Genomic DNA, 19674 nt, shown 5'->3' with positions numbered 1-19674 from the left:
ATGTTAAAAGTAGCTGAAAAAGAATTTTGGTTTGTCGTAGGTTCGCAACATTTGTACGGTGAAGAAGCGTTAAGAAGTGTCAAAAAAGACGCGGAAGAAATGGTCACGGCGCTAAATAAAAGTGGTAGAATGCCCTACCCAATCGTGTTAAAAGGGCTTGCGGTAACGGCGGACACGATTACAAATATCATGAAAGAAGCGAACTACCAGGATAAAGTGGCGGGTGTCATCACATGGATGCATACATTCTCGCCGGCCAAAATGTGGATTCGTGGAACAAAACTATTGCAAAAACCGCTACTTCATTTAGCAACACAATTCAACGAGAGTATTCCATGGAAAACGATTGATATGGACTTCATGAACTTGAACCAATCAGCACATGGCGACCGCGAATATGGTTTTATTAATGCTCGCTTAGGCAAACAAAATAAAATCGTCGTCGGTCACTGGAAAACAGATCGCGTTATGTCTGAACTTGCTGACTGGATGGATGTGGCGGTTGCTTATGAGGAAAGTTTTAACATTAAAGTTGCCCGTTTTGGCGATAATATGCGAAATGTCGGCGTAACAGAAGGCGATAAAGTGGAGGCGCAAATTCAGTTTGGCTGGGTTGTCGATTATTTTGGAATTGGTGATTTGGTCCAAGTTGTGGATGCTGTCACGGATGAAGAAGTGGAGGCTTTGTTTAGCGAATACAAGCAGCTCTATGATTTTGATTATGGCGATTATGATGCGGCGACTTGGGAAGCACACGTGAAAGTGCAGGCGCGCCAGGAAATTGGTATTCGTCGTTTCCTTGAACAGGGCGGGTACAATGCTTTTACTTCGAATTTTGAAGATTTATATGGTTTACAACAGTTGCCGGGGCTTGCGGTGCAACGCTTGATGGCAGAAGGATATGGCTTTGCTGGTGAAGGTGATTGGAAAACGGCTGCCATTGATCGTTTGATGAAAGTGATGGCGCACAATGAAAATACAGGTTTTATGGAAGATTATACGTATGAATTAGCGGTAGGCAAAGAAGCAATTTTGCAGTCGCATATGATGGAAGTAGATCCTACACTTGCTGTAAACAAGCCGAAAATCGTTGTTTCACCGCTTTCTATGGGCGACCGCGAAGACCCAGCAAGACTTGTGTTTGATGGAAAAGCTGGGGATGGCGTCGTTGTATCAATGGCTGACTTTGGCACGCATTACAAACTATTGATTAATGAAGTCATTGCATTTGAGCCGACAGAACCAGCACCGCATTTGCCAGTGGCGCGTGTTTTATGGGAAGTGAAACCTGGATTCCACGAAGGTGTTCACGCTTGGATTGAAGCGGGAGGCGGACATCACACGGTGGTTTCGCTAAATTTGACGACAGATCAGATAGTGACTTGGGCAAAATTAGTTGGTTTAGAAACAACGCTGATTAAGTAACTTTCAAAAACTTATATACATTAAGGAATGCAAAAATACCCCTGCCAGATTTCGCGGAACAGGGGTATTTTGCTTATTCTTCTGAGAATATTTTAATATCGCCAGAGTCTGTTTTGATATTTATTTTTGGAGAGCCTTGGCGTGCGGAGAATGTCTTTGGTGTGAAAACTTCGCCTGTACTTGTTTGTGTTGTGATTGGTGCTGATTTGAAAAGTGGTGACAGTGTCATTTTGACGAGGCCGGATTTGCTTATCGCCGTGATGTTGCCGGCAACGGTTTGCTGGTCTAGGATGATGTCGGCGTCGTCAGTCGTTGCCGTTAGGTCGCCGCGAATGTTGCGCAGAACGATTTTGCCTGTACCTGCTGTAGCTGCCAGTTTGCCGTCGACTTCTTCTAGGATGGCTACGCCAGCTTTTGTGTTGATGTTTAAGGTTGTGACATCATCTTCGGTGGACACGATTTTGCCGGTGTCGGTTTTTAGTAGAATTGCCTCACCGATGTTGCGATGGGATTGCACGATTCCGGATTGGCTGATGATTTGGAAATCACCGATGGAATCTTTGATGATGGCAGTTCCTTCGTCGTTATGAATCGTGACATTTCCTAGCCAATGCAGGAGTTCGACGTCTGCAGATTTTGTTCTTACGGTAGCGTCTTGAATATCATTTTTATAGCCTTCAACAAAACCAGATTGGACGGCGACTTTTAGATGTTTGCTGGTGAGATTATTGACGTCGATTTTGCCAGTGTCACTTTCAATTACGACATTATCAAATTGAAAATCGGATGCTAAGTGAATCGTGATGTCTTGAATGCCAAAGTCTTGTAAATTGATTTTGTTCAGCGTTGGATTCGAATGTTTCATATCGATAGTCAAATTGCCTTTAGAAAGCACCGTGTCGTTCAACTTCTCGATTTGTTTTGGTGTTAGATTGCCATTTAGCGTAATATAATTCTGGTCACTTGTCGTCTTTTTGAAGTTAACATCGATATTGTAGTCACTTCGTATGGTTAGGTTTTGCAGGCTTTTATTGGAGATGGACCAATTCTTCGTGTAAGCGTGGCCCTGATCGATAATGTTCCCAGAAACAAGGCAAATCAAGAAGCCGATGCACCCAATTGCTGTCAGTAAAATTCCGAAAATAATATGCTTTTTCATTGCGATGCTCCCTTTCTAGTTATGAATTGGCGCCAAGTGGAGGCTAGTAATGATGATAAAAGTAACGCAATTCCGATTAGTACACAACACAAAAAAAGTTGATATACAATGACTTGCCCGATAGAAATCCAATTAAAAATATAAACAATAATAGCAATTCCGCTGAATAAAATAAATAGGGCCGATAATACTAAAATAATGATTTGCCACAAAGTAGAAAACAAGGCTTTCCACTGAATGCGTTTTCGGTTGTTCTCATCATCAAGACCGTGCAAGGCCGCGTCCAACCGATTCTCCTCGAAGTAAGAAGCAACGATATGTCGCGGATCGCCAATGTGAGCTAGCGCCTCTTCTTCTGTTTTTCCAGAAGCCATACTGATTTGGATGTGCTCCTCGTAATCGGCAAGAAGGCTTTCGCGTTCCTCGATATCGAGTGTCGCGAAACCTTCCTCCAATGCTCTAAAAAATTCCTGTCTATTCATCTCTGTCTTCCTCCTCACGAAGATTGTTAACGTCTACCACGAATTTATCCCATTCTGTTAACAATTCATCTAAGTATTCTCTACCTAAGTTCGTAATATGATAATATTTTCGCGAAGGACCATCTGGTGAGTCTTGTGTATAGGTGGAACAGTAGCCATCTTTCACCAAGCGGCGCAACGATGGATAGAGTGCTCCTTCTGCAATTTCAATATGTTTGTTTACTTTCTGCGTTAATTCATAGCCGTAACGGTCCTTTTTCTGAACTAAATATAGAACACAGAGTTCCAGGACACCTTTTTTGAACTGAATTGACGTACGCATTACTCGTCCTCCTGCTAACACTACTCTATTTAAAATAATAATTAATAGTCAGTCTTATTATAGCAATATCAAGGTTTTTAAGCAATACATTATTGACTACTATTTATTCTATAATAGAAAAGTCTTGACAATATTATTCGCATGTCCTATGATTGTCTTAGGTACTATAGAATAAATAATAGTAGCCAATCTATAATAGAACAGGAATAGGAGAGATTTAGATGAACAAATTTGTAAAAGTAGCAGCAGCAACAGGTGTAGCATTAAGCTTGGGATTGACAACGATCGCGCCAACAACTTCCTTGGCAGCAGAACAGATTGGTAATATCACGTATCAAGATAGCTACAAAACAATTCAACAATTTACGAAAGCAGACCTTGCTAAATTAACAGGCGTAGAAGTAACAACAGCTAACGTAAATGCAGTTTACAACCAATTGAAAGTAAACAAAACATGGACAAAAGCAGGCTTCAAAGCAGCCGAAGCGAAACAAATCGCAGCAAGCGCAACAGCTTACACGCAACAACTAAAAGGCATTTTGACAGACATCGCGAAAAACAGCAATAAAGGCCTTCACCTTGCGTACATCACAACACCTTACACAACACAAGTAAACTTCGGCACATTCGGTAGCTCTAGCTCTGGTTCTGCAGGAACAGACACACCAGCCGTAACACCAGCAGCACTAAGCGTTACAAAAATCGAAGTACAAATCGAGTACAAAAAACAAGATGTAGAATTCCAATACGAAGTAAAAAGCAATGGCACTGTCAAAGCTAAATTCGAAAATGAATTCACAAAAGAAAAACTAGAAGGCGCAGCAGCGCAAGCTAAAATCGAAGCAATCTTCGCTAATTTCGACATCCAAAAGAAATCACAAACACAAATCGTAAACCAAGTCCTTACTAAATTAAACTTAGGCAAAGACTACAAAGAGTTTGAATTCGAAGCAAAATTCAGCAACAACTCTAAACTTGAATTTGAGATTTAATTCGCTTCACTTTGTATCCTTTTTTGATTAGTTTGTTTTAAATAGCTGAAAGATCCTTTATGTGTAATGATAGGCACCTCAAAAGTTAGACGGAAATCTAATATTTGAGGTGTTTTTCTGTTGCGCGTATATAGCTGAAAACATTAGCGTTAAAACAGTATAATGGGGTTCAATTTGTTGTTGTATTTAGATGGCATAAAAAGAAATTATGTCCAAAGCTTTGAAAAATAAACAATAATGTCATGCACTCCAAAAGTTAGACGGTACATCTAATTTTTGGGGTGTTTTTTTGTACCTTCTGTGCGACAAAATATGCTATATGGCGTCTTGTAAGCCTTATCATTAAGTGTTAAATTGTAGCTATGGAGGGGCGATGGTAGCTGATGAAGTTAAATCAACAGAGCATGGAGATTTTAGAATTCTTGTTGGCGCAAGAGAGTTTTGTAAATATGAATGTGATTGCGACGGAGTTGGTTATTTCAGATCGGGTTGTTCGCTATAATTTGAATAAGTTGGATGTTTTTTTAGAGGAACGTGGGCTTGAAAAAACGATGAGGCACCGCAGAAAAGGAGTGATGCTGGCCAGAAAGCAGGAGGTTCAGCCGGTTGTGGCGATGTTTAAGCAGCGGATAACGCCGGAGAGGTATAAGTATAGCCAAGAGGAAATTCAGCGATTTTTGTTGTTGCGGTTGTTGCTTTGTGATGAGGCGACGCCAGTGACTTATTTTGAGCAGGTGTTGTTTATTTCGCGGACGTCGGTTTTGAATCATTTGAAGGCGATTGAGGGTGAGTTGTTCTTGAATGATTTGGAGTTGATACATAAGCCGCGGATTGGGTTTTATTTGGAAGGTAGTATCGTGCTTAAGTGTTCGTTGTTTGCGCGGCGGTTTATTCAGACGGTGAGTGTGCATGAGTTTTATCGGTTCTTGGATTCGGGGGACTGTTCGTCGAAGAAAGGTGAGCTGTTTTTTAATAATCTGTTTGATGTTGATTTGTTGGAGCGGATTGTGATGGAGATTGAGGAGATTGAGGACGGGATTGATTGGGCGATGGATGATCAGCTGTACTTGATGTTACTCGTGGCTTTTGTGAAGCAGCATGCGCAAAAAGAGGACTGGTCTTATGCGGATTTTCGGAAAGGAAACTCTGTGGATATGCTGGACAATACGATGGAGATTATTTTGAATACGGTGCGGCAATATCGGGTCGGTGAGCAGGATGAGGCGCAGATTACGTCTTTTGTGGTGGCGCTTTGTGAGCGTGTTGGACGGCAGTATCGGATGGATTTTATGGACGGGGATCGGGCGTTTTTTAGGCAGCTTCGGGCGCATATTTTGTGGATGGTGCGACGGATTGAGTCGGGGGTTATGATTGAGAATCCGATTTTTCATGCGTTTATTCGGGATAATCGGGCGGTTTTTCAGGTGGTTCGAGAATGTTGTGAGTCGCTTGGGAAGCAGATTAATCCGCAGGAAATGTCATTCTTGGCGATTTATTTTGCTTCGGAGATGGAGCGCAGGAAGCATTTGTTGATGGAAAAGCCGAAGTTGCTCGTTGTTTGTCCGGAAGGTGTTGCGGTGAGCAATATGTTGGCGATGCAGTTGAAGCAGTATTTTGAGTTGGAGGAAATCGAGACGGTTTCGCTTCGGAAAATGACGCCGGATTTGATTCGAAAATTCGATTTTGTGGTGAGTACGATTGATTTGCCGGAATTGGATAGTTCGCGAGTTTTGCGGGTGAATGGGTATTTGCAGGAAGACGATTTGGAGTTGTTGCAGGACCATTTGCAAATGAGGTTGAAGAAGACGGAGCAGGAGGCGGTCGGGAAGTTTAGTCAGATTCTTGATATTGTGAGTCGGAATGCGGAGATTACGAATTTTAGTAAGCTGGAATTTGAACTTTTGGAAGCGCTTATTTCGGATGGCTGGGAACGACCGCGGGTGCCGCAGATTGTGTTTCGCAAGGACATGGTAGTGCGGGTGAGACGGGCGAACACTTGGCAGCAAGCGATTGAGATTGGGGCGAAGCGGCTTGAGGAGGTTGGTGTGACGACGGCGGATTTCAGGCGGAAGGTTATTGCGAATATTAAGTGTTACGGGCCGTATATGGTGGTTGCGCCGGGTGTTGTTTTGGCGCATGCTGGTCCGGAAGATGGCATTTTGCAGGATGGGCTTGGTGTGACGGTGATTGAGGAGGGGATTTTGTTTTTTGATCGTTTTGATGAGCCGGTGCGTGTGATTTTTACGTTGGCATTGCGAACGAAAGAGGCGCCGATTTTGGTGGAGCAGTTGATGAAATTGATTGTGAATCAGGATAAAATGGCGAAGTTTAAAGCGGGACACTCGGCGGACGACGTGTATCACGATGTTTTGTCGGCAATTTACGAATGAGAAAGAGGATGTATTTTATGGACGCGGAAAAGATTTCATTTTTATTAATATCGCTGGCTGGTGATTCGTTTTCTAAATTAGTGGAAGCGTTGCAGGAAGCGAAGGTTGGCAATAAGGAGCGTGTGGCGGAGTTGCTTGCGGAATCGGACGCTTTGATGAATGAGGCGCACCGAGCGCAGACGGATTTGATGGTGCAGGAGAGTCGCGGGGAATCGTGTGAGATATCGGTATTGCTCGTGCATGCGCAGGATACGTTGATGAATACGATTTTGGCATCGACGCTGATTCAAGAAATGATTGAGATATACGGCTTATTTAGGCCAATATTGGAAAAGGGAGAGATTTAGGATGAACTTAGAGCGATTGCATATTTTATTGGTTTGTAATTTGGGGGCGTCAACGGGTGTTATGGTGACAAAGATGAAGGAAATAGCCCAATCGAGTGAAAAATTGCGTCAGACGGATGTTCGGATTGAGGCGCATCCTGCTGGGGAGTTGCGAGAGTATGTGGCGGACTTTGATGTGATTATGGTTGGGCCGCAAATTAAGCATCAGTTGAAGCAGTTGAGCGAGATTGCTAATGAGTATGGGAAACCGATTCAAGTTATTGATACGAAAGATTATGGGACGGTGAACGGGGCTAATATTTTGAAAGATGCCATTATTTTGAAATTAAATGGAGAGGAGAAGGGTGAGCGTGGCTGAGAAAAAATCATTTATGAATAAATTCATCGCTTTTATGGAGAAGTATTTCGAGCCAGTCGCTGCCAAAATTGAGAAACAACGTCATATTTCATCAATTAAAAATGGGATGATTGCGCTGATTTCGGTGTTGATTATTGGTTCGTTCTCGCTGATTATTTCGGCGATTGGGAATATGTTTCCTGCGGGAAGTGTGATTAAGACGTTTTTCGTGGATCATGCGGAAATGTTGAATTTGCCATTCCAGTTTACGTTTGGATTGTTGTCGGTGTATTGTGCGATTACGATTTCGTATAGTCATGCGAAACAGATGAAGGCACCGATTTTGCATAGTATTATTGCGGGTGTGATGGCGACTTTGGTGTTGAATACGAAGTTTGTGGATGGGGCGCTTAGCACGGCGTTTCTGGATTCGCGAGGGTTGTTTATTGCGATTTTTGCGTCATTGATTTCGGTGGAAGTGATTGCGTTATTTATCCGCAAAAATATTACGATTCGGATTAAGGGATTGCCAGACGGGATTGCGACGACGTTTGAGGCGATTGTGCCGCTTGTAGTGATTTTGTTTGGTGCTGTGGGGCTTAGTGTGGCTATGCAAAGTGTGACGTCTGGACAGATTATTCCGGAAGCGTTTACGACGATGTTGGCGCCAGCGATTAATAGTATTGATACGCCTTACGCGGTATTCTTAATTTGTTTCTTTGAGATGTTGTTCTGGTTTATTGGGTTGAACGGGTATGCGATTCTAGTCGGGTTTGTGATGCCGTTTATGACGCAATACTTAGGAGCGAATGCTGCGGCTTATGCTGCGGGAGAATCGATTCCTCATGTTTTTGCACCGAATTTTTGGGATTATTTTATGGGGTTCTCGGGATCAGGACTTACAGGGGCACTTGTTTTGCTCGCTTTGTTTAGTAAGTCGAAGGAATTGAAGGCGGTCGGGAAGGTGTCTGTAGTGCCTGCGATTTTCACGATTTCTGAGCCGGTTGTTTTTGGATTGCCGATTTGTTTTAATCCGTACTTATTTATTCCGTTTGTAATTGGAACGCCGATTGTGGCTGTGGGGCAATGGTTTGTCTTTCATTTTGGCTGGGTTCGTCCGCCGATTGCGAATGTTGGCGGAACACCGATTCCACTGGCGCAATATTTGGCGACGATGGACTGGCGCGCGATTATTTTGATTATCGTTGTGCTTGCAGTTGCGGTCTGTATGTATTATCCTTTCTTTAAAATGTACGAAAAAAGCTTGGTGAAAGAGGAAGCGAATGTATCGGATCGTGAGCGTGCACATGAGGCGCTGGATTTAGATTTCTAGGAGGTTGAGGGTTAGATGGACATTAGAATTAAACGAAATGCGCAAGATGTGGCGGCATATGTGAGTGAGAAAATTATTGCAACGGTGCGGAAAAAACCGAAAAGCTTGATTTGTATTGCTGGTGGGGATACATCGCTTTTGACAATGCAGGAGTTAGTACGGGCGAATCAGGCTGGTGTGGTGGACTTTGGGGAGGCGTCTTTTGTTGGGCTGGATGAATGGGTTGGCCTTGGGCGTGACGTGAAGGGAAGCTGTCAGCAGACGCTTTATGATAACTTTTTTGATGAATTGGTTGGGGTTCGTGAGGAGCAGATTTGCTTTTTTGATGGCAAAACGGCGGATTTGGCGGCGGAATGTGCGCGTGTGGACCGGTTTGTGGCGGAGCGCGGTGGCATTGATTTTATTTTGCTGGGCGTCGGGATGAATGGGCATATTGGTTTTAATGAGCCGTTTGTGCCGGTGGATACGGATTGTCATGTGGTGGAATTGGACGATGTGACGAAGACGGTGATGAGCAAGTATTTTGATGAGGATTTTCCGTTGACGCAAGGGATTTCGCTTGGGATGCAACAAATTATGACGGCGAAACAGATTGTGTTAGTGACGACGGGCGCGAAGAAGGCGGAAATCGTGGCGAAAGTCGTGATGGGTGAGATTACGGATGCTGTGCCGGCGACGTTGTTGCGGAATGCGACGGGGAGCGTTAGTTTTGTGATGGATCAGGATGCGAATGGAATTTTGAAAATGGGGGTTAAGGTCGAAGATGAAAAACATAATAGTGCATGGACGGAAAAATAAGCAGCCGATTGAGATAGCGTGTTCGCAGTTAGTGATGGGGTCTGGTGACTTCTTGCGGGTAGACAATATGGAGGATGCGGGCGCGGTTTTGGATACGTATTTTGAGTTAGGCGGGAATACGTTTGATACGGCGCGGCATTATCGCCATAGTGAGAAGGCGATTGGTGAATGGATGGAGTCGCGGAAAAATCGGGATGATGTGGTGATTCAGACGAAGGGTTGCCACCCGGTTCGCGAGATGCCGAACGTGCCGCGGGTTTCGCCTGATGCGATTGCGGATGATATTTCGCTGAGCTTGGAGATGTTGCGGACGGATCATGTGGAGTTGTTTGCGCTACATCGTGATGATCCTACGGTGCCGGTTGGTGCGATTATGGAAGCGCTACATCGTGAGGTGGAGTCGGGACGGGTGTATGCGATTGGAGCGTCGAATTGGGAGTTAGACCGAATTATGGAGGCAAATGATTATGCAATTCAACACAATTTGACGATTTTTGATTTCAATAGCCCTAATTTGAGTTTAGCAAAAGTGAATCGACCTCGATGGGCAAACTGTGTTTCGGCGGATGCGCGTATGATTGCGTGGCATGAGTTGTCTTCGTTGCCGTTGTTTTCGTGGTCATCGCAGGCGGGAGGCTTCTTTTCGGGACGTTTCCAGCCGTATAATGTGGTGGATGAAGAGATGGTGGAGGTTTATTATAGTGATGCGAATTGGGAAAGATACCACCGGGCGCAGATTTTGGCGAAGGAGAAACATGTGACGCCGATCCAGATTTCGCTTAGCTATGTGTTGAATCAGAAGTTTCCGACGGCGGCTGTGATTGGACCAGAAAATGTGGAGGAATTGATGTCTTCTGTTGCTGCAACGCGGATTGTTTTGACGGAAGATGAAGTGGAATGGCTAGATTTGAAGCGTGGGGAGAGGGTGCAACGATGACGGCGGTTCAAGATAAGTTAGCGGTACAGCTTTATTCTGTGAGACATGAGATGGCAGAAGATTTGGAAGGCACTTTTCAAAAGTTATCCGATATTGGTTTTCGCAATGTGCAGTTGGATGGAATGCGTGGCAATGATCGCGCGGAAGTTTTGCGGTTGCTAAAGAAGTATCAGTTCAACGTGATTGGAATGCATATCAAACATGATCGATTTTTAAATGACTTGGATGGAATTGTGGATGAGGCGTACTTTTTTGGCTGTAAGACGATTTTTGATAAGTATATTGAGGAAGAAGACCAGAATCCGGGTGGATATGAGAAGACGAAGCGGGCTTTGCTGGATGCGGTCGCTAGGTTGCATGGACTTGGGTTTCGGGTTGGTTTGCATAATCCAGAGTATGATTTTAATGATCATGTGTATGGACGCCGTGTGATGGATTATTTGACTGATCTGGAGAATGGGCTTTGTGTGTATGCAGAGCCGGATACGTATTGGATTAGTGCGGCGGGGCATGATCCGGTGGAATATGTGAAGCGCTACAGCGGGCGTGCGCCGATTGTGCATATGAAAGATTTTCGTTCGGGATTTGAGCTGGAAGATATGGCGAATAATTTAGTGGAAATTGGCGACGGTGAGGTTGATTTCGCGGCGATTATTGCTTGGGGAGAGCGCCATGGTGTGGAGTATTACTGCATTGAACAGGATCGCTCGAACTTGAACATGTTTGAAAGCTTGAAGAAAAGTCGTGATTATTTATTACATTTGATGTAAGCAAAACAGGATTTTCCGTGTGGAGAATCCTGTTTTTAAGTTGTATCATGTCTGTATTCCAAAACATCGCCAGGCTGGCAATCCAACGCCTCGCAAATCGCTCCCAATGTGGAAAATCGAACTGCTTTTGCCTTCCCGTTTTTCAAAATAGAAAGGTTTGCCATGGTGATGCCGACTTTTTCGGAAAGCTCGGTAACGCTCATTTTTCGTTTAGCTAACATAACGTCGATATTGATAATAATTGCCATATTTTCACCTCAGACCGTTAAGTCGTTTTCTGTTTTAATAGCGATCGCTTCTTGTAAAAGTCGTTGTAAAACTGCGGCGAACGTTGCAATAACAAGTGCGGCGCCGATGATGAAGACGCAGATACCCATGAGGCCAGGTGGATCAACATGTTGCGCGAGAGAATAGAAAAATGGGAAAGTAACTGCGTAAATTCCTGCAACTCCAAAAGCACAATATTTGATTTTCTTCAAAGCTATCACGGATAGTGTCGAGAACGCGCTACCGTTATCTATATAGCGCAACAGCTTCCAAGTGTGGAATAACGCAATAAAGAAAGGAATCGCCGCGAGTGACATACCAATTAGAATAGGATAAAGTATTTTCACTATAGCAGCCTCAGTCTTTGCTACATCTATAGCCAATGCGGGAAAAGCGACGCAACACAGCGCTAGCACACCGAGACTAATGAAAATGATGACTAACTTCATTAAAAAAGTAGAACCGTATTTCATAAAGACACCTCATTGTCTGATTGATATTCTAAAACGTCGCCAGGCTGGCAATCTAACGCCTTGCAAATCGCTTCCAATGTGGAAAATCGGACAGCTTTTGCCTTGCCATTTTTCAAAATAGAAAGGTTTGCCATGGTGATGCCGACTTTTTCGGAAAGCTCAGTCACGCTCATTTTTCGCTTGGCCAGCATAACGTCGATATTGATAATAATTGCCATAATTTCACCTCAGACCGTTAAGTCGTTTTCTGTTTTAATAGCGATGGCTTCTCGTAAAAGTCGTTGTAAAACTGCGGCAAATATTGCGATTACAAGGGAAGCACCCATGAAAAGCAGGCAGATAACGACGATACCCGGCGCATCATCTTTTTGAGCGAGCATGTAGAAAAATGGGGAAGTTAGCAAATAAACCCCAGCAACTCCAAGCGCGCAGTATTTGATTTTTTTCAAGGCCGTTACGGCAAGCGTCGAAAAAGCATTGCCATTGTCGACGCATTTTAGGAGCTTCCAAGTGTGGAAAAGGGCGATAAAGAAAGGAATGGCAGCCAAGCACATCCCAATAAGCACCGGATAAAGCGGCTTCGCAAAATTCGGGTTGTTAATGGTCGCATTTATGGCTAGCGCAGGAACCGCGACGATACATAGCACAAGAACTACGAGTCCAATTAGGATAACCGCAATTCTTAAAATGATAGTGGATCCGTATTTCATAAAAACACCTCGTTTGGTTTTGTATGTATTGATTATAGCATCATATTTATCGTTTATCAATAAATAAATATTGTTAAAAAAGCGCCGATTATAAAATCGACGCATGACTTTCTTTATAAAAACAAAACCATATGCTCCTCATCAAAATACACATTATTAATCTTCAGCGCCCGTTTTTCAAGGCTGAAAACTTGGAATCCAAGTGAAATGTATAAATTGCGGGCCGGACTGTTCGCGCTAACGACAGATAAGTAAATCTGCTCCACGCCTTCTAGCTGTTTTGCCTGTTCAATCGCGGTTTCAATCAACGCTTTGCCGACGCCACTGCCACGGAAATCAGGTAAGACATACATGGCCACGATATTCGCGCGATGCCGAGTTTTGAGGCGATCTTCACGAATCAAGGTCACGACGCCTACGAGCTGTCCTGATAAAAAGGCACCAAACGTTAGTGAATATGGTGATTGGAAGCGGATTTCGTATTTTTGTAAGGCGGTGTACTTTTCTTCTTCAAAGCTTGAGGCGAACGATGCAGGGCTTTCTTGTAATGCTTGAAGCCTAATCTGCACATATTTTTCAACATCTTTTAGTGTTAAAAGCCTTAATTCCATATTTTCACCCCTTACTCTTAGTATTTAGTAAGTAATGATCCTGCTTCTTCGTCAATGATAAAAACAACATTCGGATGGTTTTGCAAAATGGATGCTGGGCAGTCAATCGTTATCGGACCTTCGAGCGTTGCCTTCACAGCCTCAGCTTTGCGGGTTCCAGAGGCAGTTACGAGAATTTGCTCTGCTTCCATCATATCGGCTAAACCGAGCGTCAGCATCTGTTCCGGCGCTTCTTCGCGTGATACCTTGTAATAAAGCATAGTACTGTTAATCGTGGAATCGTCGCTGTCCGCTAAAAATAACCGCGCGTCAAAAGGCGTTCCAGGTTCATTCGCGCCAAGGTGAGCGTTTACACCAAGACCGAGAATTTGTAAATCACGTTTATTGGCTTGCAAAATTTTATTATAACGAGCGATTTCTTCATCAAAACTAGCTAAACTACCGTCTAAAAGGGCAATTTCTTTCGGTTGTTTCTTAATTTGGTCATAGAATTTCTGATGCATATAATTGTATACCGTGAACGATTGCTCGCGAGGCGCGATAAATTCATCTAAGTTCATCATAAACACTTTTTCGATGTCTACTTCGTCATTATTGATGCCTTCTACGAGTTTTTCGAACATACCGTCATAGCTTGCGCCAGTTGTTGTGTTGATAACTGGGTTTTCTTTTGATGCAATCACATCTTTTACGAGTTCATATGCTTTTTGAGACATTTCATCGTAAGTTTTTGTACGGATAATTTTCATGTTTTCTCCTCCTATTCCTACGTGACTAGAATACCTTGTTTTTAGGAATTTTGCAAAGTTCTGATTTATTTTCGGTGAATTCTTTGGATGTTCTGTAAAGTATTGCTATAATGGAAAGCATCGACAAGTAGATTTATGAGGTGAATGTATGAAAAGTTGGGTATTAGAAAGAAAGCAAGAATGTATTGCGGTGCTGTTATTATTGGTTTTTGTAGCGCCATTGTTTATTTTGGGAGGAAATAGTCATATTCGGATTCATGATAATTTGGATTCTAATATGACGTGGTATCGGGTTTTGCTAAATAGCGGGAACTACTTGGCAAAAACGGGTACGAATATTCCACAGATGTTGGATGGATTTGCGCCACGAGATGCGTTTGATTCACAGTTTGTTGGGATTGTGTGGTTGTATGCCATTTTTCCGACGCCGCTTGCTTTTGCGGTAAGTCAGTTGATTACTCGTGTTTTCGCGTTTATCGGGATGCGCCTGTGGCTTCGGGATTACGTGATTAAAGATCCGAAACAGAAATATATTACGATTTTTGTAGCGCTCGCGTTTGCGTTGACGCCGTTTTGGCCGTCGGGAATGCTTAGTACGCTCGGAATGCCGCTCGCGTTATGGGCGTTTCTAAATATCCGAAAAGGGAAAAAGAGTATTTGGAACTGGCTGATTTTGACGCTGTTACCGTTTTATTCAAGTCTTATTTTAGGTTTTTGTTTCTTCTTATTCCTCGTTGCGTGTATTTGGGTATACGATATTGTGAAAAAACGTGGCTGGAATTGGCGGTTTTTCGGGAGCATGGCATACATGTCGGTGCTTTATTGTATCGTGAATTACCGCTTCATTTCGCAGATGTTCTTTCAATCAAATGAGCCGGATTCGCGAAGCGCGTTCAGCTTGCCGAGTAATAGTTTTTTAGACTCCATTCGGTTAACATTTAAGAATTTCACGATTGGCCATACGCATGACCAGTCATTAGCTACATATGTTGTGTTGCCGGTCATTTTGCTAGCGCTCATCGTCATGTTAGTGAAGAAAGATTGGCGCGGACAAAAACTATTTTTATGGCTGTTAGCGCTGAATTTCGCGTTATCGGTTTGGTACGCATTTTGGTGGTGGGGCGCTTGGAATCCAGTAAAAGAACAGATTTCGATTATGCGTTCCTTCAACTTCTCACGGTTCCATTTCTTGCAGCCGTTCATTTACTACGGACTATTTGCGCTGGCGCTCGTTTATTTTGCGAAGAAGGGCGGAGGCTGGAAAAAGCTCGCGATTATCGGTTTGGTACTGCAAATTGGCGTGACATTCGCGAACAATGCGGAAATTCTGTACCGCGAGGCAGGGACGCCATCGATCAATCAATTTTACGCAAAAGATGAATTTCAGCAGATAAAAGACTATATTGGCAAGCCACAAAAGGATTATCGAGTGGCAAGTATCGGTATTCATCCTTCGATTTCGCAGGAAAATGGATTTTACACGTTGGATGGGTATGTCAATTCTTATCCGCTGAGCTACAAAGCGAAATTCCGTGAAATTATCGCGCCGGAACTCGCCAAAAGTCCGACTTTACGAGAATATTATGATGGTTGGGGCAATCGTGTTTATATTTTTGTCGCAGAACTTGGGAAAAATTATTTATTCGACAAAAATTCGACGAAACACATCAAGAATTTGGAATTGAACACGCAGGCCTTTAAAGATATGGGTGGAGAATATATTTTCTCAGCGCTTCCGATTGATAATGCGGCAGCCAACCACCTTCATTTAGAAAAAGTATTTGACGATAAACAAGCCGCGTGGAAAATTTATTTATACAAAGCAGAGTAGGGGTGACTCGGAAATGAGAGAAAAGCCATTATTAACAATTATCGTTCCTTGCTACAACGAAGAAGAAGTTTTGGCGGAGACGATGAATCAATTAGGTACGATTTTGCAAGATATGAAAGAGAAAATGATGATTCAAGAAGCGAGTGATTTGCTGTTTGTTGATGACGGGAGCAAAGATCGTACTTGGGAAATTATTGCGGCGGCCTCAGAACAGCAGCCACACATTAATGGCGTGAAGTTGAGTCGTAATTTTGGCCATCAAAATGCGCTTTTGGCAGGTATGAAGACAGCAGAAGGCCGCGCGGATTGCATTATTTCGATTGATTCGGATTTGCAGGACGATGTGAATGTGATTCCTGATTTTGTAGAGAAATATCGCGAAGGTTACGAGGTTGTGTACGGGATTCGTGACGAACGTAAAACAGATACCCGTTTCAAGCGGAGTTCGGCGCATTTATTCTATAGTATGATGGGGAAATTCGGGATTCACTTAATTCCAGATCACGCGGATTATCGTCTGCTAGGAAGTATGGCGCTACAAGAAATGAATTTGTTCCCAGAAAACAATATTTTCTTGCGAGGGATTGTTCCATTGATAGGTTTTAAGTCTGAAAAAGTATATTATCACCGAAAAGAACGTTTTGCCGGTGAATCGAAATATCCATTGAAGAAAATGCTAGCCTTTGCAGCAGATGGCCTAACTTCGTTCAGTGTTGCGCCGATTCGTTTGGTGACAGGACTTGGCGGCTTAATGTTTGTGATCGCGATTATTATTGGTATTTATACATTTGTGCAACATCTCTCGGGCACCGCGGAAACGGGTTGGTCATCGCTAATGCTTTCGATTTGGGTTATTGGCGGCGTGCAAATGGTGAGCCTCGGCGTGGTTGGTGAGTATATCGGACGTATTTATTCTGAGGTGAAACATCGTCCAAGATTTATTGTCGAAAAAGATTCTTATGATGTCAGATAGACAAAGGAAGCGGTCCTGTATGAGCTTAAGGGATCGCTTTTTGTCACCTATCCGAAATGAAAACGCTTTCTATCACTCAGAAGGACAAAATTAATTCTAATTTTGTCTACATACATATGCCCTATGTTTTCGTATACTAATATTATAGGATACTTGGATTTAGGGAAAATTCAAAGTTCTAAATTCTTGAAATTCGGTAGGTGATTCTTATGGAATGAGTATACAATGTTATATCTGAATATTCCGTCTAAAATAAATTATTAAGGGAGAATAATTAACCATGAAATTAAAATTCAAAGTTATGGCAACAACATTTTTAGCAGGAACATGTGTGTGCTTGCTTGGAGGAACATTGAGTTTGGAACCATCAACTGCTAAAGCATCCATGGTATTAGAAAGCATGAATCCAATTCCCCAAAATCTGCTAACTGAGAACACAATATCTCCGCTAGGTTTTAACCATTATATTTCTCTTTACCCCTTACCAAGAGCGGGTGACAGAACAATTGACGGTTCACTTGGCATGTTTGGAGATCCTGCTGGGGTTGGGGGATCAACTGTATCTGTTCAGGTAGGTGGTAGAACTCTTTTCACCGCAACTGTTAATCAAACAGGTGGTTTTATGGGAACATTTGCTATTGGTTATACACTTCAACAAGGAGAAGTTATGACAGTCAATGCAAACTTTAGAGATGGACATAGGCTTACACAAACATATACTGTTAGTGCTGCGTTTATGAAACCAATAGTCGAAACAGAAGTAAGAGAGGGAGTTAGTGTTCTTACTGGAACCGCAGATCCGCAATCTGAGATTGAAATTAGAGATTCAGAATGGGGTACAAATTTAGGTTATGCAAAGGTCCCGTCAACAGGAAAGTGGACTGTGAATCTTTTGGCGCCATTGAGAGAAGGAAAATACATCACAGTTAGAGCCACTTTAGGGGGGAGCACAGCAAGCAGAGATGCTATTCCTATAGAAGCTGCGATAAATCCAACAATCACATCTGATCCAGAAAATGGTAGTACAACAGTTTCTGGAATGTCTGCAGGTGGGGCCAATGTGGAATTATGGAATGACAACGTAAAAATTGGAACTGCGACTGCCGACAAATTTGGTAATTGGAGTGCTACTGTGCAGCCACTGCTAGGCGGTGATAAACTAGTAGCTAAGGCAACGCTATTTGATAAGATGAAAGAAAGCACTTCCTATACAGTTAGTTTGAGCAAATTAGAGCAAGTTAGTTCCGTAACAACCAATAGCACGAAAGTAAAAGGAAAAGGCACTGTAGGAGCAACGGTTTCTGTGAAGGAAAGCAATAAAGAAATCGGAACAGGCGCGGTCGATGAAAATGGTGATTTTGAAATAACAATTCCTAAACAAACAGAGGGAAGCAAGCTTTCTATCACGCAATCTAGAAAAGGTACAACTAGTGTTGCTACAGAAATTACAGTTGCAAAAGGTTTAGATAAAGTAAGTGAAATCAGCGATGTAACGACGGAGAGCACGTCACTAACAGGTAAGGGAAGCCCAGAAGCGACAATTAGTGTAAAAGCGCAAGGCGTAGAAATTGGAACTGCCCAAGTGACGAGTACTGGTGACTTCACTGTCAACATCGCAAAACAAGAAGAAGGAACAGGACTTTCCATTACACAATCAAAAGATGGTGATGAAAGTGAAGTTGTGAACATAATAGTTGGAAGCGCGCAATTAAAGGCACCAACTATTTCTACACACTATGTGGGAGCAACCTATCTGACAGTAAAAGCACCAGAGAGAGCTAAGAAAGTTATGCTGCGTATTGATGGTAAAATTATTAGAACGATGGATGTAACAGCACCAAACCAAACACTCAGATTTTATGTGAACGATTTACCTGCACTAAAAACACCAGGAGCTACTTTTGAATTCGTTGCTCAAGATAGTAATGGAAAAGATGGTGAAGTTGCAACAGGGACTGTAAAAGAAGTACCTGAGCCAACGTTAGCCACATATAAATTCGGGGAAGGACACATTACAGGGCATGTAGGAACTGATATAACTCGTATATCCCTATATGATAAAGCTGGGTTATTACTTCGCAATGGACAAATCGAAGCCGATGGAACTTTCAAAATTCTAGCGACTAATTTACCTGCATTACGAGTCGTTGGGGATACTTTTAGTGTAAGAGCGACAACTGCTAGTGGTGCAATAAGCGAAGCTGTACAGGGAATTATTCATCCAGGAGTGCTGAGCGCTGCACCGACAATTGTCGATTATTATGTAACAGATAGCTACATGACAGGGAGAGTAGCACCGAACGCAGCGAAAGTACTTCTACGTATTGATGGAAGAAATGTCAGAATTGGAACTATCGCTGCAGATGGGACTTTCCGTATCTATACTAATGATATAACAGCGTTAAAAGAAATTGGTGCGCAATTTGAAGTTGTGACTCAAGATGCCCACAATTTTTATAGCGAAGTTGCAGTTGGAAGTACTAAATTTATTGAAGCGCCAGTAGTATCACCTTTCCGTGCTGGTCAATCCTATATTAATGGAACCGTGTCACAAGGTGTAACGGGAGTCAGTGTAAGCGATAAATCAGGAACATTGCTTCGTTACGGACAAGTTTACGAGAATGGAACATTTAGAATCTATGTTGCAGGCCTCAACGCGTTCCAAAATGTTGGAGAAAGCTTTAGTGTTCGAGCGCATAATGCGAATGGAAGTAGAAGTGAGGAAACAAAAGTAACGATTCAACCGTAGTCGGAAACAAGCTAATAGA

General features: G+C 42.9%; 21 protein-coding genes. 12 read left to right on the top strand and 9 right to left on the bottom strand.

Going from position 1 to position 19674, the window contains the following annotated elements; translation table 11 throughout:
• Entirely contained in the window at window positions 1-1425 is a 1425-nt protein-coding gene (araA, locus tag EP57_RS02585; protein ID WP_036083939.1) for an L-arabinose isomerase, read from the top strand.
• A gap of 73 nt (window positions 1426-1498) precedes the next feature.
• On the opposite strand, the gene EP57_RS02580 is transcribed toward araA, so the two are convergent.
• From EP57_RS02580 to EP57_RS02570, 3 genes are read right to left on the bottom strand one after another with little or no spacing between them, the layout of a single operon-like run.
• On the bottom strand, window positions 1499-2584 hold the full coding sequence (locus tag EP57_RS02580; protein ID WP_036083938.1) for a DUF4097 family beta strand repeat-containing protein: 1086 nt from the start codon (window positions 2582-2584) through the stop codon (window positions 1499-1501).
• Window positions 2581-3066, bottom strand: a complete 486-nt coding sequence (locus EP57_RS02575; protein WP_036083936.1) for a DUF1700 domain-containing protein — start codon at window positions 3064-3066, stop codon at window positions 2581-2583. Before EP57_RS02575 ends, EP57_RS02580 begins: the two co-directional genes overlap by 4 nt.
• Window positions 3059-3388: a PadR family transcriptional regulator gene (locus EP57_RS02570; RefSeq protein WP_036083935.1), complete on the bottom strand. Its 330-nt coding sequence runs from the start codon at window positions 3386-3388 to the stop codon at window positions 3059-3061. Before EP57_RS02570 ends, EP57_RS02575 begins: the two co-directional genes overlap by 8 nt.
• Before the next feature lie 221 nt (window positions 3389-3609).
• On the opposite strand from EP57_RS02570, the gene EP57_RS02565 reads away from it, so the two are divergent.
• The 8 genes from EP57_RS02565 (at window position 3610) to EP57_RS02530 (ending at window position 11292) form a co-directional block, all read left to right on the top strand.
• A complete protein-coding gene (locus EP57_RS02565; protein ID WP_036083933.1) occupies window positions 3610-4380 on the top strand; it encodes a YusW family protein in 771 nt (256 codons plus the stop codon).
• A gap of 383 nt (window positions 4381-4763) precedes the next feature.
• On the top strand, window positions 4764-6770 hold the full coding sequence (locus tag EP57_RS02560) for a BglG family transcription antiterminator (protein WP_036083931.1): 2007 nt from the start codon (window positions 4764-4766) through the stop codon (window positions 6768-6770).
• A 17-nt stretch (window positions 6771-6787) separates the two neighbouring features.
• Window positions 6788-7117 (top strand): PTS sugar transporter subunit IIA, encoded by a 330-nt coding sequence (locus EP57_RS02555; RefSeq protein ID WP_036083929.1) that lies wholly within the window; start codon window positions 6788-6790, stop codon window positions 7115-7117.
• Window position 7118: 1 nt separating this feature from the next.
• The gene (locus EP57_RS02550; protein ID WP_036083927.1) at window positions 7119-7475 is read left to right on the top strand and encodes a PTS sugar transporter subunit IIB; all 357 of its coding nucleotides are present in this window, start codon (window positions 7119-7121) and stop codon (window positions 7473-7475) included.
• A 13-nt stretch (window positions 7476-7488) separates the two neighbouring features.
• Entirely contained in the window at window positions 7489-8787 is a 1299-nt protein-coding gene (locus tag EP57_RS02545) for a PTS sugar transporter subunit IIC (protein ID WP_376701631.1), read from the top strand.
• A gap of 15 nt (window positions 8788-8802) precedes the next feature.
• Entirely contained in the window at window positions 8803-9585 is a 783-nt protein-coding gene (locus EP57_RS02540; protein WP_052167495.1) for a glucosamine-6-phosphate deaminase, read from the top strand.
• The gene (locus EP57_RS02535) at window positions 9551-10522 is read left to right on the top strand and encodes an aldo/keto reductase (RefSeq protein WP_036083923.1); all 972 of its coding nucleotides are present in this window, start codon (window positions 9551-9553) and stop codon (window positions 10520-10522) included. Before EP57_RS02540 ends, EP57_RS02535 begins: the two co-directional genes overlap by 35 nt.
• Entirely contained in the window at window positions 10519-11292 is a 774-nt protein-coding gene (locus EP57_RS02530) for a sugar phosphate isomerase/epimerase family protein (RefSeq protein WP_036083922.1), read from the top strand. The genes EP57_RS02535 and EP57_RS02530 overlap by 4 nt, the downstream gene beginning before the upstream one ends.
• A 35-nt stretch (window positions 11293-11327) precedes the next feature.
• On the opposite strand, the gene EP57_RS02525 is transcribed toward EP57_RS02530, so the two are convergent.
• The 6 genes from EP57_RS02525 to EP57_RS02500 all read right to left on the bottom strand — a co-directional run bounded on the left by EP57_RS02525 (window position 11328) and on the right by EP57_RS02500 (window position 14102).
• Complete coding sequence (locus tag EP57_RS02525; RefSeq protein ID WP_036083920.1) at window positions 11328-11540, bottom strand: helix-turn-helix domain-containing protein; 213 nt, start codon at window positions 11538-11540, stop codon at window positions 11328-11330.
• 9 nt (window positions 11541-11549) lie between these two features.
• Entirely contained in the window at window positions 11550-12032 is a 483-nt protein-coding gene (locus EP57_RS02520) for a DUF2975 domain-containing protein (RefSeq protein WP_036083918.1), read from the bottom strand.
• On the bottom strand, window positions 12029-12250 hold the full coding sequence (locus tag EP57_RS02515) for a helix-turn-helix domain-containing protein (protein ID WP_036083916.1): 222 nt from the start codon (window positions 12248-12250) through the stop codon (window positions 12029-12031). Before EP57_RS02515 ends, EP57_RS02520 begins: the two co-directional genes overlap by 4 nt.
• Window positions 12251-12259: 9 nt before the next feature.
• Entirely contained in the window at window positions 12260-12742 is a 483-nt protein-coding gene (locus tag EP57_RS02510; protein ID WP_036083914.1) for a DUF2975 domain-containing protein, read from the bottom strand.
• 113 nt (window positions 12743-12855) lie between these two features.
• The gene (locus EP57_RS02505) at window positions 12856-13353 is read right to left on the bottom strand and encodes a GNAT family N-acetyltransferase (protein ID WP_036083912.1); all 498 of its coding nucleotides are present in this window, start codon (window positions 13351-13353) and stop codon (window positions 12856-12858) included.
• Between the two features lie 17 nt (window positions 13354-13370).
• Complete coding sequence (locus EP57_RS02500; protein WP_036083910.1) at window positions 13371-14102, bottom strand: glucosamine-6-phosphate deaminase; 732 nt, start codon at window positions 14100-14102, stop codon at window positions 13371-13373.
• A gap of 148 nt (window positions 14103-14250) precedes the next feature.
• Here EP57_RS02500 and EP57_RS02495 point away from each other — a divergent pair, with 148 nt between their 5' ends.
• The 3 genes from EP57_RS02495 (at window position 14251) to EP57_RS02485 (ending at window position 19655) form a co-directional block, all read left to right on the top strand.
• The gene (locus tag EP57_RS02495) at window positions 14251-15933 is read left to right on the top strand and encodes a DUF6044 family protein (RefSeq protein WP_052167494.1); all 1683 of its coding nucleotides are present in this window, start codon (window positions 14251-14253) and stop codon (window positions 15931-15933) included.
• A 13-nt stretch (window positions 15934-15946) separates the two neighbouring features.
• Window positions 15947-16906: a glycosyltransferase family 2 protein gene (locus tag EP57_RS02490; protein WP_036083909.1), complete on the top strand. Its 960-nt coding sequence runs from the start codon at window positions 15947-15949 to the stop codon at window positions 16904-16906.
• A 280-nt stretch (window positions 16907-17186) separates the two neighbouring features.
• On the top strand, window positions 17187-19655 hold the full coding sequence (locus tag EP57_RS02485; protein WP_036083907.1) for an Ig-like domain-containing protein: 2469 nt from the start codon (window positions 17187-17189) through the stop codon (window positions 19653-19655).
• Window positions 19656-19674: the final 19 nt, after the last annotated feature.

Origin of the sequence: Listeria booriae, from assembly GCF_000766865.1 — a bacterium.
GTDB classification, from domain to species: domain Bacteria; phylum Bacillota; class Bacilli; order Lactobacillales; family Listeriaceae; genus Listeria_A; species Listeria_A booriae.
Note: the sequence above shows the minus strand (reverse complement) of the source record. Positions and strands in the feature narration are given on the sequence as shown.